The 17,038-nt window shown below is 38.4% G+C and carries 15 protein-coding genes, 1 pseudogene and 2 riboswitches; of the genes and pseudogenes, 13 read left to right on the top strand and 3 right to left on the bottom strand.

What is annotated here, in order from left to right:
• Window positions 1–192: 192 nt before the first annotated feature.
• The 7 genes from ACSU6B_RS00545 to ACSU6B_RS00515 all read left to right on the top strand — a co-directional run bounded on the left by ACSU6B_RS00545 (window position 193) and on the right by ACSU6B_RS00515 (window position 8,444).
• Window positions 193–921 (top strand): FadR/GntR family transcriptional regulator, encoded by a 729-nt coding sequence (locus ACSU6B_RS00545; RefSeq protein WP_168242605.1) that lies wholly within the window; start codon window positions 193–195, stop codon window positions 919–921.
• Window positions 922–1,231: 310 nt separating this feature from the next.
• Window positions 1,232–1,951 carry a (Fe-S)-binding protein gene (locus ACSU6B_RS00540; protein ID WP_410881914.1) on the top strand — a complete coding sequence of 240 codons (720 nt, stop codon included), beginning with the start codon at window positions 1,232–1,234 and terminating at the stop codon, window positions 1,949–1,951.
• Window positions 1,952–1,996: 45 nt separating this feature from the next.
• Entirely contained in the window at window positions 1,997–3,421 is a 1,425-nt protein-coding gene (locus ACSU6B_RS00535; protein WP_410881912.1) for a LutB/LldF family L-lactate oxidation iron-sulfur protein, read from the top strand.
• Window positions 3,422–3,423: 2 nt separating this feature from the next.
• Complete coding sequence (locus ACSU6B_RS00530) at window positions 3,424–4,143, top strand: LutC/YkgG family protein (RefSeq protein ID WP_410881910.1); 720 nt, start codon at window positions 3,424–3,426, stop codon at window positions 4,141–4,143.
• 279 nt (window positions 4,144–4,422) lie between these two features.
• A complete protein-coding gene (locus ACSU6B_RS00525; protein WP_410881908.1) occupies window positions 4,423–5,436 on the top strand; it encodes a 2-oxoacid:acceptor oxidoreductase family protein in 1,014 nt (337 codons plus the stop codon).
• Window positions 5,436–7,730, top strand: coding sequence for a thiamine pyrophosphate-dependent enzyme (locus ACSU6B_RS00520; RefSeq protein WP_410881906.1), 2,295 nt, complete (start codon window positions 5,436–5,438; stop codon window positions 7,728–7,730). Before ACSU6B_RS00525 ends, ACSU6B_RS00520 begins: the two co-directional genes overlap by 1 nt.
• Window positions 7,731–7,859: 129 nt before the next feature.
• On the top strand, window positions 7,860–8,444 hold the full coding sequence (locus ACSU6B_RS00515) for a metalloregulator ArsR/SmtB family transcription factor (RefSeq protein WP_410882249.1): 585 nt from the start codon (window positions 7,860–7,862) through the stop codon (window positions 8,442–8,444).
• Between the two features lie 34 nt (window positions 8,445–8,478).
• Here ACSU6B_RS00515 and mtnK read toward each other — a convergent pair whose 3' ends face one another.
• Window positions 8,479–9,663 carry an S-methyl-5-thioribose kinase gene (mtnK, locus tag ACSU6B_RS00510; protein WP_410881904.1) on the bottom strand — a complete coding sequence of 395 codons (1,185 nt, stop codon included), beginning with the start codon at window positions 9,661–9,663 and terminating at the stop codon, window positions 8,479–8,481.
• Window positions 9,664–9,766: 103 nt separating this feature from the next.
• A riboswitch (SAM riboswitch) is annotated at window positions 9,767–9,919 on the bottom strand.
• Window positions 9,920–9,987: 68 nt separating this feature from the next.
• Complete coding sequence (locus tag ACSU6B_RS00505) at window positions 9,988–10,773, bottom strand: carbon-nitrogen family hydrolase (RefSeq protein WP_410881902.1); 786 nt, start codon at window positions 10,771–10,773, stop codon at window positions 9,988–9,990.
• A gap of 118 nt (window positions 10,774–10,891) precedes the next feature.
• Between ACSU6B_RS00505 and ACSU6B_RS00500 the strand changes: the two genes are divergently transcribed.
• From ACSU6B_RS00500 to ACSU6B_RS00475, 6 genes are all read left to right on the top strand, one after another.
• On the top strand, window positions 10,892–12,067 hold the full coding sequence (locus ACSU6B_RS00500) for a pyridoxal phosphate-dependent aminotransferase (protein WP_410881900.1): 1,176 nt from the start codon (window positions 10,892–10,894) through the stop codon (window positions 12,065–12,067).
• Window positions 12,068–12,149: 82 nt separating this feature from the next.
• A riboswitch (SAM riboswitch) is annotated at window positions 12,150–12,258 on the top strand.
• A gap of 72 nt (window positions 12,259–12,330) precedes the next feature.
• The gene (gene mtnW / locus ACSU6B_RS00495; protein ID WP_410881898.1) at window positions 12,331–13,542 is read left to right on the top strand and encodes a 2,3-diketo-5-methylthiopentyl-1-phosphate enolase; all 1,212 of its coding nucleotides are present in this window, start codon (window positions 12,331–12,333) and stop codon (window positions 13,540–13,542) included.
• Window positions 13,539–14,213, top strand: a complete 675-nt coding sequence (locus ACSU6B_RS00490) for a 2-hydroxy-3-keto-5-methylthiopentenyl-1-phosphate phosphatase (RefSeq protein WP_214999412.1) — start codon at window positions 13,539–13,541, stop codon at window positions 14,211–14,213. Before mtnW ends, ACSU6B_RS00490 begins: the two co-directional genes overlap by 4 nt.
• Window positions 14,207–14,836, top strand: a complete 630-nt coding sequence (locus ACSU6B_RS00485) for a methylthioribulose 1-phosphate dehydratase (RefSeq protein WP_410881896.1) — start codon at window positions 14,207–14,209, stop codon at window positions 14,834–14,836. The genes ACSU6B_RS00490 and ACSU6B_RS00485 overlap by 7 nt, the downstream gene beginning before the upstream one ends.
• A gap of 30 nt (window positions 14,837–14,866) precedes the next feature.
• Entirely contained in the window at window positions 14,867–15,400 is a 534-nt protein-coding gene (locus ACSU6B_RS00480) for a 1,2-dihydroxy-3-keto-5-methylthiopentene dioxygenase (RefSeq protein WP_410881894.1), read from the top strand.
• Between the two features lie 282 nt (window positions 15,401–15,682).
• Window positions 15,683–15,925, top strand: coding sequence for an aspartyl-phosphate phosphatase Spo0E family protein (locus ACSU6B_RS00475; protein ID WP_410881892.1), 243 nt, complete (start codon window positions 15,683–15,685; stop codon window positions 15,923–15,925).
• Window positions 15,926–15,983: 58 nt separating this feature from the next.
• Here the strand turns inward: ACSU6B_RS00475 and ACSU6B_RS00470 are convergent.
• A pseudogene (locus ACSU6B_RS00470) lies at window positions 15,984–16,717 on the bottom strand (ZIP family metal transporter).
• Window positions 16,718–17,038: the final 321 nt, after the last annotated feature.

Here is a 17,038-nt window from a genome sequence, read left to right as displayed (position 1 = left end):
AAATGAATTATATGGACGAATTGGAAGAAATTCAATCTTTTTTTTTAAAATATCACTTTTTATTATTTCAACGGTAAAAATGATAAAGCCCTCTATTATTTAAGATAACGTAGATGTTAGATGCAGTTCTTTCAAAAAAATGTATAATAAAGATGCGTCCAAATTACGAAATGGTTGATAGGGGATGGATGGGTGAATTATAAAAAAATTAAACCAAAAAAGATATATGAAGAAGTAGCAGAAGCTATTTATGAAATGATTCGAACGGGTCAAGTAAAACCTGGTGAAAAACTTGATTCAGTACAACAGCTGGCGGAGAATTTTCAAGTGGGGAGGTCTGCCATTCGCGAAGCATTAACCTCATTAAGAGCGATGGGCCTCATTGAAATGAAGCAAGGAGAAGGTACATTTGTAAATGAGTTTGAAACAGATCAAATAACCTTTCCACTATCAACAGCTATGCTAATGAACAAAGAGGATATAGCCCAATTATTAGAGGTTCGTAAGATAATTGAAATAGGTACAGCAGCTGCAGCTGCTAAAAAGAGAACCAATCAGCAGCTCATAATTATGGAGAGAGCATTGGAAGAAATGAAACATGCAAATGGTGATGAGGAACTCGGTGAGAAAGCTGATTTACAATTTCATCTTGCTTTGGCAGATGCAGCACAGAACCCACTGCTGCTTAGCTTAATGAATCATGTTTCTGGATTAATGGAAGAAACAATGAAGGAAACTAGGCGAGTATGGCTTTTTTCTAAACAAACAACGGTAGAACGTCTTTATAATGAACATATTGCTATTTATGAAGCAATAAAAGAGCAAGATGTAGATAAAGCAAGCAAGTTTATGCTTATTCACTTAGAAAATGTTGAGGCATTACTACAAAAATATTTTCAATCCACCAATTTATCTAGGTAGTATGCTGGCGAAAGTGATTTATTAAAAACATGTGGCTCTAATTTATTAGGAACGCATGTTTTTTTAATAGCTCTGTTAAAGCTAATTGTTGATCTTGGTACTATGTTGATTGGAGCAGAAATCAGCAGCCAAGTTTATCATAACCTTTTAATAATAATTTTTTTTTTGAAAGCACTTTCTTTACAGCGTGTTTTTTTGTATTGTAGTAAGGTAGATATTAATTAATATATATTTTTTATCCAAGTCATCTGATGACCAGTTCACCTGCATGATTTGAAGAAAATCAGATATTTAGGAGAGGAAGACAAACATGAAGGTTACACTTTTTGCGACTTGTATTGTAGATATGTTTCAAAGTAATGTAGGGAAAGCAACAGTAGAATTGCTTGAAAGGCTTGGATGTGAAATAGATTTTCCTGAATCCCAAGTATGCTGTGGACAGCCATCATATAATAGTGGTTATGTTAAAGAATCAAAAGAAGCAATGAAGCGTATGATTGACACTTTTATAGATGCCGAGTACATAGTATCTCCATCCGGTTCTTGCATCACAATGTTCCACGAATATCCACATATATTTAAGGGCGACCCTGTTTGGGAACCAAAAGCAAAAAAATTGGCGGAAAAGTCATTTGAACTTACACAATTTATTGTAGATGTCATGAAAATTGAAGATGTTGGTGCCCGTTTTGAAGGAAGTGTAACATACCATACCTCTTGTCATATGACGAGATTGTTAGGAGTTAAAAAAGCTCCTATGGTTCTTTTAAGCAATGTAAAAGGCCTTAAGTTTACTGAATTACCTGGAAAGGAACAATGCTGTGGTTTCGGCGGAACTTTTTCGGTTAAAATGGCACAAATTTCAGAGCAAATGGTCGATGAAAAAGTTCGCCATGTTGAAGAAACCGATGCTGAATACCTTATCGGTGCTGATGCAGCATGCTTAATGAATATAGGTGGACGGATAGATCGAGTAGGAAAGCCAATCAAAGTGCTGCATATTGCTGAGGTATTAAATAGCCGTGGATAGTTATTTACTTGCTTAATAAATTTACTTGAGTGGAGGAATGGTCGTATGTCAATGAAGATTAGCACGGATCAATTTAAAGAACGTGTTGATAAAGGGATCCATGATGACTTCATGCGGGGTGCCGTTGCGGGAGCACAGGACGGTATGGGCGTTAAAAGGCGTGTTGCAACAGAAGAATTAGGAAACTGGGAAGAGTGGCGCTCACATGGGGAAGAAATTCGTCAACATGTGTTAGAGCACTTAGATTATTACTTAGAGCAATTAAGTGAAAATGTAGCTAAGCGGGGTGGGCATGTATTTTTTGCTCAGACCAAGGAAGAAGCTAATGATTATATTCGTGAAATAGTTAAGAAAAAAGAAGCAAAGAAAATTGTTAAATCCAAATCAATGGTAACAGAGGAAATCAGCTTAAATGCAATGCTGGAACAAGAAGGCTGTGAGGTAATTGAAACAGATCTAGGCGAATACATTCTTCAAGTTGATGATCATGATCCGCCATCTCATATTGTTGTGCCCGCCCTGCATAAAAATAAAGAACAAATTCGTGACGTGTTTACTGAAAAGCTTGGTTATAAAAAGACTTCAAAACCAGAAGAATTAGCCTGGCATGCACGTGAAATGCTTAGGAAGGAATACCTATCAGCCGATATTGGTATAACCGGATGTAACTTTGCAGTGGCAGAGACGGGTTCTTTTAGTTTAGTGACGAATGAAGGAAATGCTGATTTAGTTACCGCGTTACCAAAAACACAAATTACCGTCATGGGTATGGAAAGACTTGTCCCAACCTTTGAAGAGATGGAAGTTCTTGTTAGTTTATTAACGAGAAGCGCCGTAGGGCAAAAATTAACCAGTTATATTACCGTGTTAACTGGACCAAAAGAAGCATTGGATGCGGATGGTCCGGAGGAATTTCACCTCGTCATTGTCGATAATGGCAGATCCAACATACTTGGCGGGGAATTCCAGTCGGTGTTGCAATGTATCCGTTGTGCTGCATGTATTAATGTATGCCCTGTGTATCGTCATGTGGGCGGACACTCCTACGGCTCGATCTATTCTGGCCCAATAGGTGCGGTCCTGTCTCCTTTATTAGGTGGATATGACGAATTCAAAGAATTGCCTTACGCATCAACTCTATGTGGTGCTTGCACTGAGGTATGTCCGGTAAAAATACCGTTACATAACCTTCTCCACAAACACCGTGAAATCATTGTCGAAAAAGAAGGGAAAGCACCTATTTCCGAGAAACTGGCGATGAAGGCTTTTGGTTTAGGGGCAGCATCACCACTCTTATACAAGCTTGGTTCGAAAATGGCACCAGCTGCAATGAACCCGTTTACGGTTGGAGAGAAAATATCAAAAGGGCCAGGTCCATTAAAGGCTTGGACAGATATTCGTGAGTTTCCGGCACCAAATAAAGAGCGATTCAGAGATTGGTTTAAAAACCGTGAAAAAGGAGGCCAATAATCATGGTAGGGACGATTCAAAATCGGGATAAATTTTTAAATCAAATTGCCGGACGCCTTGAACGCCCACGAATTTCCTCTGCGGTTGAAAGGCCGACTTGGAAATTTGAGCCCCAATATGAGGTGTTAAAGGATGCTACTCAGGACGATTTGTTAGAGGTATTAACAGAACAATGTAAGAAAATCCATACAAACCTCTATGTAACTGACAGTAAAGATTTAGCAACTACGCTTAACAAAGTGGTTTCTGGCTATGGTGGCGGCCCAATTGTAACCTGGAAAGATGAGCGCTTTTCTCAGTGGGGGCTGGATCCGCTATTTAAGCAAGAATGGCCTAGCCGGAAAATGGAAGTATTTGAATGGAATCACACCAAAGGGAAAGAAAATATCGCGAAAGCGGAAAAGGCTAATGTCGGGATTACCATAAGTGAAATAACACTTGCAGAATCCGGCACGGTGGTTTTGTTTAGCGATGAGAATAAAGGAAGAACAGTTAGCTTTTTACCAGCAACCTATATTGCACTTGTACCGAAAAGCACTTTAGTTCCACGGATTACGCAAGCTGCTCAAAAGATGAGGGAGATTCACAAGAAAACGGGGCATGTTGCTTCATGCATCAATTTTATTACCGGACCAAGTAACTCTGCGGATATTGAATTGAATCTAGTAGTTGGTGTCCATGGGCCAGTAAAAGCTTCCTATATTGTTATTAACGATCTTTAAACAAATGAAATGGTCTGTATCCTGAAATGGATGCAGATCATTTTTTTATAATCTGTTATACAACATAAATTCACCTGTTATATAATTGCGAAAGCTCTTTAAAGTCATATATGGTAACCCTTATTCAATAAAAATTTTATGTGTTTCAAGATAATTATCGTTATGTTTGACTTTTATCACATCTTATTAAAAATAGTTGTCTTACAATAGTTTTTGGGAACCTTAAATTTTTATGTCTATTTCGTGTTATTTTATTGAACGAAGTTAGGGAGGGACATTATGTCTATTTTACCGAAAAAAAATGAATTAGGATTTTTTGAAATCCGTCTTGAATCAATTGGGGGGCTGGGAGCTAACCTGGCTGGAAAAATGTTAGCGGAGGCTGGTGTTTTAAGTCTTGGCTTGAAAGGATCCAATTTTTCATCCTACGGCTCTGAGAAAAAAGGGTCTCCAGTAAAGAGTTTCATTCGCTTTTGTGAACCAGATGTAGAAATTAGAGATCATAGTCCAATTGAACAACCACATATTGTTGGTGTTTTCCATGAAGCCTTATATAGAACGGTTGATGTTGTTAGCGGTTTGAATGCTGATAGTATAGTCTTAGTAAATACAGCAAGGGATTTTGATGAAGTTAAAACGGATTTACAATTAGATTATGGTACACTAGCGATTGTTGATGCCCTCCAGATAGCCGTAGAGGAAAAAACTAAAGTAAATACGGCAATGCTAGGAGCATTATATCGTATTTGTGATTTTCTAGATCCTGAATCCATGAGAGACGTGATTCGGAAAACGTTTACGAAGAAATACCCGCATCTTGTTGAACCAAATATCCGCACTTTTGACCGCGGTTATAATGAGGTTCAATTTAAAACATATGAAGTGCCAGAAGGGGCTGAAGGAAAAGCCTTCACACGCCCACTTCCTCAGCTTGGCTACTTGACTCAGGAAATCGGTGGTGTCATGGTTTCTCAAGCAAATAGTATTTTTAAAGATTTAAGTGGTTCACGCCAAGGATTCCTTCCGGAGTTCCAACACGATAAATGTATTCACTGTGCTGCATGTGACAACGTTTGTCCTGACTTTTGCTTCGTTTGGGAAGAAGGAGAAGATAAGCGTGGAAGAAAACAAATGTTCCTTCAAGGTATTGATTACCAATACTGTAAAGGCTGCCTGAAATGCGTGGAGGCATGCCCAACCGACGCACTCGGTGATCTTCGTGAAATGCTTGGGTATGCAGATAATAACCGCGTAAAGCAAAACTTTCCTTATATTGCAGGAGGAATCCAATAATGGCTATTTTAGAAGATAAATTAACAACAAAAGGTGTAGCAGAACAAATTTCTACTTTTGAATCTGGAAATGAAATGGCTGCTATGGCGGCAGCACAAATCAATTATCATATTATGGGATATTTCCCAATTACACCTTCCACAGAGGTTGCTCAATTTTTGGATCAAATGAAAACGCGCGGGGAGCATGATATTAAACTGATTCCTGCCGATGGCGAGCACGGTTCCGCAGGTATTTGCTACGGTGCTGCGGCAACTGGTGCACGTGTTATCAATGCAACCAGTGCAAATGGATTCTTATATATGCTTGAACAAATGCCTGTCCAATCAGGGACTCGTTTTCCAATGGTTATGAATCTTGTTACTCGTGCCGTCAGTGGACCGCTCGATATTCGTGGCGATCACTCGGATCTCTATTATGCATTAAATACAGGCTGGGTAATCTTAACAGCAAAGACACCGCAAGCTGTATATGATATGAATATTATGGCGCTTAAAATTGCCGAACATTCAAAGGTTCGCTTACCAGTTATTGTTGCTTATGATGGCTTCTTCACATCCCACCAAAAGCGTCGAGTGGAATTCTTTCAGGACCGCAGTGTTGTACAGCAATTTGTAGGTGAATGTCCAACCGATTACAACTTTGTTAGAGACTTGAGGAAGCCGGTAACTATTGGTGCTCATATGAGTGGTGACGATTTCATTAACAATCACTACCAACAATCAGAAGCAATGTACAATGCTGGTGAGGTATTTAAGGAAGTGGCTGCGGAATATGCTAAGCTTTCTGGAAGAGAATATCCAGTTCTAGATTTATATAAAATGGAAGATGCTGATGTAGCATTATTCCTATTAAACTCTGCGGCAGAATCTGCTAAAGATGTAGTGAATCAACTTCGTGCAAAAGGAATTAAAGCAGGTGTAATTAGCCCGAATATTATCCGTCCATTCCCTGCAAAGGAAATTCGTGAAGCCCTTAAGAATGTAAAATCATTATTGGTTGGGGAACGTGCGGATTCTTACGGAGCAAATGGTCCTAACCTTACACATGAAGTGAAATCTGCACTTCAAGATGACAAAGACAACCAGACGATCGTGTTAAGCCGCGTATTTGGTCTCGGCGGTAAGGATTTCTATGCAACTGATGCACAGGCTTTCTTTGAAATGGCACTTGATGCAAAGGAAAAAGGCTATGCTGAAAAGCCCTTTGATTACTATGGTCATATTCCAGGTAATCCTGAAAAAATCCTTAAGCCTGTTATTTTGCCACAGCACGGGGATGTTTATAAAACAGGTTTAATTGATGTGAAAATGGATGAAGAAACCAATAAATTAAAGGTGAAAATCCCGCCGTTACGTGCTTTAACTGGTAAACCGAAACGGATTGCCTCCGGTCACGGGGCATGTCCAGGATGCGGAATTTTTGCTGGACTCGAGTTATTCTTTAAAGGGATTGAGGGAGACATTGTTACTCTATTCCAAACGGGATGCGCTTATGTAACAACAACATCTTATCCTAGCACCTCCCATAAGCAAACGATGATGCACAATTTGTTCCAAAACGGTGCCGCAACGCTTTCAGGTACTGTTGAAGCATTCATGGAATTAAAACGACGTGGCGAAATTGAAGTATCGGATGACGCCACATTTGTTATGATTACTGGTGATGGTGGTATGGATATTGGTATGGGTTCAGCGATTGGTACTGCTCTTCGCGGACATAAACTGATTATGCTTGAATATGATAATGAGGGCTATATGAATACAGGCTCACAAATGTCTTACTCAACACCACTGGGTCATATGACAAGTACATCGGGAGTTGGAAAGGCGCAGCGAGGAAAAGCCTTCCACCATAAGGATACTCCGCAAATTATGGCTGCTACCAATATTCCTTATGTGTTTACCGGTTCGGAAGCCTTTCCGCAGGACTTAGTTAAAAAAGGTGCAAAAGCACAATGGTACGCACAAAATGTTGGAACAGTATATGGAAAACTTCTCATTACATGCCCACTTAACTGGAAATCTGATGACCGTTTTGGTGCGAAAATAATCGAAGCCGCTGTAGATTCTTGCTTCTTCCCGCTATATGAAATAGAACAAGGTCTTACAACCATAACTTACAATCCAGAAGAGAAGAACAAACGAATTCCACTTTCTGATTGGCTAAAATATATGGGGAAAACAAAACACCTACTTAAAGATGAAAACAAGCCAATGCTAGAAGAATTTGAAGCAGAAGTTGAGAAAAGATGGCAGAGACTTAAAGCAAAGAATGAAAATCCTATGCTGTAAAAAAAGCAATTCAAAAAAACACTTCATTGGGAAGTGTTTTTTTTGTTGGTTATTGACAGGGTAATATAAATTTGATATACATCTAATTAGATGTATATCAAATTAGAATGAAGAGGAGATAGTGCATTGATACAATTAGACCGTGTTGTTGCGTTTTATAAAACGATGGGGGATCCCACACGGATTAGAATCGTTGCTATATTAGCAAAAGGTCCACTCCATGGGCAGGCAATAGCGGGTAAGCTTGGCTTGTCCGCACCTACGATTACCCACCATTTAAAGAAATTACGAGATGTCCATGTGGTGTATGACAGAAGAGTGAAGAATACGATTTACTTTTACTTAAATGAGTCGTTGATTAACCAGCAGGCAAAGGTGTTTACAGAGCTGTTAGAAAAAAAGGGGAAGGAGTTGGATGAAATGGTCGAGTCAAGTATCGAGAGACAAAAAATTATCGAGAACTTCTTTATGAAAAATGGGAAGCTAAATAATATTCCTGCCCAAAGGAAGAAGAAATTAATCGTGTTCGAACACATGGTACGTGGGTTAAAAATAGGTGAAAAGTATGAAGAAAAAAAATTAAACGAGTATATAAAACAATTCCATGATGATTATGCAACTATTCGCAGAGAGTTTATCATAAATCATTACATGTTCCGTGAAAATGGTATTTATGAACTAAATCCAGAAGAAATGTGGGCAAAACTTGACTAGAAAAGCAATCCGAAAGTTCGGATTGCTTTTCCTATTATAATGCTTCTTTTACAGTCGTTATGAAAGAAATACGGTTCTTTATTTCTTTTCGTTGTTTAATTAGGATTGTACCAAGTTCTAATGTTTTCTGCTTTGCAGTAATTCTAGTTTGATCCTCCTCGATCCCATCTAAATCAGCAACATGAGCAAGACCAATTGTTCTTCTGATTAATTCGCAGCCGGCAAAGCCGATCGAGTCCTCAAAAAACTTAGTTAAATTATAGTTTAGAAAGGTAGAGGATTTAGCGTAATCGTCTTTATTCTCCGTATTCCATAATAGTGTAAATTGATCCTCAAATACACTCCATACCGTTTCAATATGATTGAGGAAAAGATCACGTTCTTCAACATTTGCTATTACCTGGAAGAGAAGATTTGCAATTACTTGGCCGATATCAAATCCAGCTGGTCCGTAGAAAGAAAATTCGGGATCGATTACTTTTGTTTCATAATTATCGGCAAAAACACTTCCGGTATGAAGATCACCATGGAGGAGAACTTCAGCCTCTGTTAAAAAGCGTTTCTTCAAAATATTTACATGAAACTTTAGTTCATCATCCTGCCAAAGCTCTTCGACGACAGGACGCAGTCCTTCCTCGAAATCGTTGGTTTCTGCATCAATAAAAGGATCTGTGAAGATTAAATCTTCAGTTATTTTGCAAAGCTCGGGATTGATAAACTGTTGTACATATTCCTTTTTTACGGAAGGGGTTAATCCGTAATCAGAAGTATAAAATAATGTTTTTGCAAGATATTCACCTAGATGCTTTGAAATTAATGGATAGGTTTCTCCTTTGATAAAGCCAGTTCTTGCGATTGAAAGATGGGAAAGGTCCTCCATTACGGTTACAGCTAGGACATCATCTGTGAAAAAAACTTGGGGCACATAATCTGGAGCAATCTGTCCGAAAATTTTTAAGGCATCCGCTTCAATCTTTGCTCTTTTCAAAGTTAATGGCCAGCTTTCGCCAACTACCTTTGCATAAGGGAGAGCTTGTTTGATAATAACACTTTTTCCTTCCAATTCATCAACAATATGAAAGACTAGATTGAGATTCCCATCGCCAATCTCCTTGCAGGAAAGTTTTGCATGCTGGTCAAAAATTTTCAATTCAAGTGCCAGTTCAACTGCACTCTCGTTTGTTAAAGGCTGGTATGTTTTTTGTTTTAGTAGACTCATTATGGTTCCTCCTCGTTTTTGGGAGGCTTAATTATGCACGCAGGCACTAAAAAAGCCTCTTTCTCATCTGAAAGAGGCTGATAGACAATATTGTCTGTCGCACCTCTTATCTCTCAGAAAGATAATCCTTCTGTTGGAATTAGCACCGTGCCTTAAAGGGGGGATCCCCAGCGCAAAAAGCGCCCCATTTCAATGGGTTTCCGGTCGGTTGCTGGGCTTCAAAGGGCCAAATCCCTCAGCCAGCTCATGATAAGAGAAAATCTATTTAACTGGTAAAAATCATATCAGTAACAAAGAGAAAGTGTCAATATTTTTTGAAAATTATTATTTATAGAATTCTGGTTTTCTATCCGTGAAAATAGGAATTTGCTTACGGACCTCCTTGACTAAGTCCATCTCAATTTCAGCCGATAGGATTTCTTCCTTCATTCCAGCCTCAGCAATGACCTCACCCCACGGGTCAATAATCATCGAGTGACCAGCAAACTGGTTATTTGGGTCATTTCCAGAACGGTTACAGGCAATTACATAACTTTGATTTTCAATTGCTCTGGCAATTAAAAGGGCCCTCCAGTGGGACAATCTGGGTGCAGGCCATTCAGCCACAACAAACAGTGCTTCTGCACCTTCTGATGAGTGAGCGCGTATCCACTCTGGAAACCGGATATCATAACAGATCGACCCAGCAAACTGGTGATTATCAAGTTGGAAAAGTCCCTTCTCGGCACCAGGCTCTAAGAAAACATGCTCATTCATGAGTTTAAAAAGATGTAGTTTACTATACTTGTGCACCAGCGTGCCATCTTTATTGATGATGAGGAGAGTATTTTTTACTCCTGTTTCTTCACGGTTCGCAACTGAGCCGCCAACGAAATGGACCTGATTTTGTTGTGCTGCATTTCTCAGAAATTCAATCGTTTGTACTGCTTTTGGGTCTGCAATTTCATTCAGGCGGGTCAAGTCATATCCCGTTGTCCATAGTTCCGGAAGGACAATGATATCGGGTTGTTCAGTCAGTGCATTTTCAATGAGTCTTTCGGCAGTTTGGTAGTTTTTATTGGGATCACCGAAGACGATATCCATTTGCAGACATGAAATTTTTAATTTCACGAATCTTCACCTCGTTTGAAATTTCGGAATTTTTTCTTTACAAGCCGTTATAAAAGTTATATCATTTGTGACTAGAATTTCACAATGATTCTTAAAAAAAATTAAGCAGGTGAGAACAATGAAGCAATTTCCACCATCAGAATTATTAACTAGTCTTCCAAAGCAATTTTTTGCTTCACTTGTTAAAAAAGTGGGGGAATATATTTCACAAGGGTTTGATGTGATTAATTTAGGGCAAGGCAACCCTGATCAGCCAACGCCTTCTCATATTGTTAAAAAACTTCAAGATGCAGCAGCGAATCCATTAAATCATAAATATTCTCCTTTTCAGGGACATCGTTATTTAAAACAGGCTGCCGCTGATTTTTATTTAAGAGAATATGGAGTGAGCATTGATCCGGATAAAGAAGTGGCGATTTTGTTTGGGGGTAAAGCAGGACTTGTCGAAATTCCTCAATGCTTATTAAATCCGGGGGATACCATCCTTGTACCTGACCCCGGTTACCCTGATTATTGGTCTGGGGTTGCTCTTGCAAAAGCTGAAATGGTTACGATGCCGTTACGAGAGGAAAATAACTTTCTACCGGATTATTGCGAACTGGATAAGTCTGTTTTATCAAAAGCAAGGTTAATGTTCCTCAATTATCCTAATAATCCAACAGGAGCTACAGCTACTCATGAATTATTTGATGAGACTATTAAGCTAGCTAGTGATCATGATATTTGTGTTGTTCATGATTTTGCCTATGGTGCTATTGGTTTCGATGGTGAAAAACCAATAAGTTTTATGCAGGTTGAAGGGGCTAAAGAGGTTGGGATAGAGATATATACTTTATCAAAAACCTTTAATATGGCAGGCTGGCGTGTTGGTTTTGCTGTTGGGAATGAGAGTGTGATTTCAAGCATCGAACTTTTACAGGACCATCTTTATGTTAGTTTATTTGGGGCTGTACAAGAGGCAGCGGCTGAGGCTTTAATGGGCCCTCAGGATTGTGTACGGGAACTTAACGATCTTTATGAGCGAAGACGTAATGTATTGATTGATGGGCTTCGTTCATTGGGATGGAATGTCACCGCGCCAAAGGGGTCCTTTTTCGCGTGGCTCAAAGTTCCTGAGGGCAAAACATCTGAGGAATTTGCTAATATTTTACTCGAACAAGCACATATCATGGTTGCACCGGGAATTGGCTTTGGAGAATTTGGAGAAGGATATGTCCGTGTTGGGTTATTAACATCAGAACAACGATTAGCCGAAGCTGTTGAAAGAATTAGTCGTTTGGAAATATTCTGTTAAATTGATTGACATTTTATATTTTTCTTGCGATAATGCAAATTAAAGTTAAACAACATTAAAACTTTATAAAATACGAATCGTTTTCTTATCAAGAGCAGGCGGAGGGAAAAGCCCGATGAAGCCCGGCAACCGACTTAAACCAGTTTTAGGCACGGTGCTAATTCTTGCAGCAACAAGCTGATAGATGAGAAGATGTTAGTTTGCGGCTAACCTCTTCTTTGTTGAAGAGGTTTTTTATGTTTTTTGAAAGGACGTGTTTTTGAATGTCTAAAATAATTGCTACATATTTACTGCATGATGAAAAAAAACCAACCAAAAAGGCTGAAGAGATTGCACTTGGATTAACTGTAGGTTCATGGACGAACTTGCCTGAACTAGAGCAAAGCCAATTACGCAAGCATAAAGGTAGTGTGGTATCCGTTGAAACGATACCTGCAGAAAAAGGTGACCAATCTTTAATCCGCATAGCCTATCCAGCGATTAATTTTTCTAATGACCTGCCTGCTATTTTAACAACCGTTTTCGGTAAGCTTTCATTAGATGGAAAAATAAAATTACTAGATTTACAGTTTGATGACGGATTAAAGAGTCAGTTCCCTGGCCCAAGGTTTGGAATTGAAGGTCTTCGGAAGAAATTAAACGTTTATAATAGACCGCTTTTAATGAGTATCTTTAAAGGAGTGCTCGGTAAAGATCTCGCATTTTTAGTTGAGCAATTAAAGCAACAAGCCCTTGGTGGTGTAGATTTTGTGAAGGATGATGAAATCCTTTTTGAAAATGAGCTGACACCATTTGAAAAAAGAATTGTCGAAGGAAAAAAGGCATTGCAAGAAGTATTTGACCAAACAGGACATCGAACTTTGTATGCAGTTAACCTAACGGGTAGAACATCGCAGCTGAAGGAAAAAGCAAGGAAGGCTGCAGAGCTTGGAGCGGACCTCTTACTGTTTAATGTGTTTTCCTATGGCATAGACGTCCTGCAGGAATTAAGAGAAGACGATGAAATTGCCTTACCGCTTATGGCACATCCTGCAGTTAGTGGTGCTTTTACATCATCTCCAGTTTATGGATTATCCCATTCATTATTGCTTGGAAAGTTGCTTCGTTATGCTGGTGCGGATTTATCGTTGTTCCCATCCCCATATGGAACCGTGGCGTTAGAGAAGACGAAAGCACTGTCGATTGCAAGTGAGTTAACCATAGAAGATGTCTTTAAAAAGTCATTTCCAGTTCCATCAGCGGGAATTCATCCAGGCTTGGTTCCTTTATTAATTCGTGACTTCGGTAATGATTCTGTCATTAATGCAGGCGGAGGGGTCCATGGCCATCCAGAGGGTGCACGCGGAGGGGGCCTTGCGTTCCGTCAAGCGATTGATACCAATCTTAAAGGAAAGTTATTAGCCGAAGGTGCAAAACAGCATCCTGAGCTCCATACGGCACTAAAACTATGGGGTAATGCAGAGGTGACCGTATGACAAAACCAGTGATTTTTTGTGATTTTGACGGAACGGTAACTGAAAGTGATAACATCATTAGCATGATGGAAAAGTTTGCTCCTCAAGGGTGGGAACGGATTAAAGATCAAATCCTCTCACGTGAGATTTCGATCAATGAGGGAGTTGGGAAACTTTTTTCCTTATTACCAAGTAAGTTAAAGGATGAATTGACTGAGTTTGCGATTGAAAATGCAAAGATTCGCCCAGGATTTGGAGAGTTTGTTGAATTTGCGCGTGCAAAAGGTATTCCATTTTATATTGTTAGTGGCGGTATTGACTTCTTTGTTTATCCAATCTTGGAGAAATATGGTCCATTTGATGGAGTTTATTGCAATGAATCGGATTTTACAGACGAGAGAATAAAAATTCTATGGCCGAATGAATGTGATTCATTATGTAACAATGATTGCGGATGTTGTAAACCAAGTATTATTCGTAAATTAAACACTCAGGAAAACCGTTTCAAAATTGTTATTGGAGATTCGGTAACCGATCTCGAGGCAGCAAAACATGCGGACTTTGTGTTAGCAAGAGATTTACTTCAGGAAAAATGTGTGGAATGGGGAATCAATCATCAAGGATTTACTTCCTTTTTCGATTGTATCGAGGAGATTAAAAAAAGAATTGAGGTGGATGAACTAACATGCTAAATGAAAGATGGAACGAATTAGCCGAGGTAAAGGATGAGTTAGCTGAGCGTGATTGGTTTATGGGTACGAGCGGTAACCTGGCGATTAAAGTAAGTAATCATCCGCTTCAATTTTTAGTTACAGCAAGTGGAAAGGATAAACGGAAGCGAACAGATGAAGATTTTTTACTCGTTGATGAATTTGGCCGTGCAGTTGAAGAAACACATTTAAAGCCCTCAGCAGAGACACTTCTTCATGTCGAAATTTACCGTCGAACCAATGCTGGCTGCAGTCTCCATGTGCATACGATTGATAATAATGTGATCTCAGAAGTTTATGGTGATAATGGTGAGGTTACATTTAAAGGGCAAGAGTTGATCAAGGCTTTTGATAAGTGGGAAGAGGACGCAGTCTTAACAATACCAATTATTCACAATTTTGCCCATATCCCCTCACTTGCCAATAAGTTTTCTGAATATGTTTCAGGAGATACTGGAGCTATCTTGATTCGCAACCATGGGATAACGGTATGGGGGAGAACTGCCTTTGAGGCTAAAAAAATCCTTGAAGCCTCAGAGTTTTTATTCCGCTACCAATTACGTTTACTAGAGCATAAACCATATCAATTATTTAAAGTAGTGTAAAAAATATTAAAAATGAGAGGATGATGAAGAATGGCATATATTACTTTTCAAACCAGAGAAGAGCAAATTCATGAACAAGATGAGGTTGCAAGCTTTCTGGAGTCGCAGGAAGTTATTTATGAAAATTGGGATATTAGCAAGCTTCCCGCTGAACTCGTAGAAAAGTATCTTTTAAGCGATGAAGAAAAGGAAGAAATTCTAGCTGCATTTGAAGGCGAAATCGCAGATATTTCTGTTAGACGTGGCTACAAAGCGCAAGATGTCATTTCTTTATCAGAAAATACTCCAAATTTGGATGTATTACTGACAAACTTTAAAAATGAGCATCATCATACAGATGATGAAGTTCGTTTCATAGTCAGCGGTCACGGTGTCTTTGTCATCCAAGGTAAAGATGGTGAGTTCTTTGAAGTACATCTCAATCCAGGGGACTTGATTTCTGTACCTGAAAATACAAGGCACTATTTTACCCTTGAAGAAGATCGGAAAGTGGTTGCTGTAAGGATTTTTGTTACCACCGAGGGATGGGTACCTATTTACGAAAAAGAAGAAGTAAATAAATAAATAAATAAATAACAGATACTAAAACTGGCTGCAGATTATTGCAAGCCAGTTTTTTTATTATGTATGTAAGTATGGTGAAATAGAATAAAACGCTTGCAAACTAGAAGAATTTTGTCGTAAAAACAAGAATTTATTTGAGGAATTTGTCGAAAAACGAAAGAAATAGAATGTTTTGTCTACTTTTGCGATTGTGTTTACTTTTATAAAAATTCTTGTCATAATTCATCAAGTAGTCTAATTTTTCGTTGTTTACAGTAATAGAGTAAGAGGTAGGGGATAATTGTGTGCGAGTATAGTAATACCCATATTGAAATGATTGAAGAGATAAAGGCTAAAAGGGAATTAATGATAAATAGCGCCAATACACAGGGATTTACCAATGAGATGACAATAAAATATAGCCAGGAGCTAGATGAATTAATAAATGAGTACCAAAAAGTAATGGATAAAATATCCAGGCCAAATGAAGAAATTAAATTTGCCTTTAAACAAATGATCATGATTTGGCCGAAGGTTTTAGTCTAATGATAATTAGGTAAGAGAGTGATATTTTTTTTGTTCAACCGATTAGTAAAATAATTACTTATGAAAAAATATCAATAATGTACACCATGACAAGCAACCCCAATATAAAAGCATAGGTGGAAACGCGCTCATTTCCGTCTCCATGGCTTTCAGGAATTAATTCTTTATAAATAATAAATAACATGGCGCCAGCAGCAAATGAAAGACCATAGGGGACAAGCCCTTGAACAAATGAGGTTAAAAAATACCCAAATAAGGAAGTAATGATTTCAATGGCTCCAGTTAAAGTTGCAATAATGAAGGCCTTCAGTTTACTAATTTGCTGATTGATTAAAAATAATGCGACAAGTAGGCCTTCCGGCGCATTTTGAAACCCAATCGATAAAGCAATTAAATTTCCAGTATCCCCCGTTCGGATGCATAGCTTACGCCAACTGACAATCCCTAAGGAATATTATGCAGTGTAATTGCAGATATAATTAACAACGCCTTCTCATCAAATTGAATTCCCTTTTTGTTATGCTGTAAGTCAATATGAGGGATATTTTTTTCCAAAAAAGTCAGCACCCATACTCCTAAACAAACTCCTGCAAAAAGTGAACCAAAGCCCCCTGTCCTTAATGCCTCAGGGATCAACCCAATCGTAGAAGCTGCCATCATAATTCCTGCACTAAATGCTAATAAAACATCCTTCCAACGATGTGTAATGGAATGAGGAATAAATAGTATAATTAGTGCCCCTGCCCCCGTTGATAACGCCGAAAGAACACTTCCAATAATAACTTCAGTCATCACACATCTCCTTTCTTGTCCAATTAATCCAAATCAAATATCTACAATATTAGACAGTAGCTGTGATTTTTATCATTGTTTATATCTTAATATTTCATATAGTTATATTAGTACTACTTTATCTAATATTCACATCACGATTAACTACATATCTTACCACAAACTGTAATAACTTCAACTTTTACAAACTACTACTTAGCTACTGCATAAGATTTTTAAGAATGGTAAATGATCACTAGTTTTAGGTTAAATCGAGAAAGAAAAAAAAGAAAACTATCACTGTTTGGTACTATGCTTGTGTTGCGATTCATATATCGTAAA

The sequence above is a fragment of the Neobacillus sp. C211 genome (assembly GCF_051842875.1).
Taxonomy (GTDB): domain Bacteria; phylum Bacillota; class Bacilli; order Bacillales; family Cytobacillaceae; genus Neobacillus.
The sequence above is the reverse complement of the archived record's forward strand: the minus strand, read 5'-3'. Positions and strand labels throughout refer to the sequence as shown.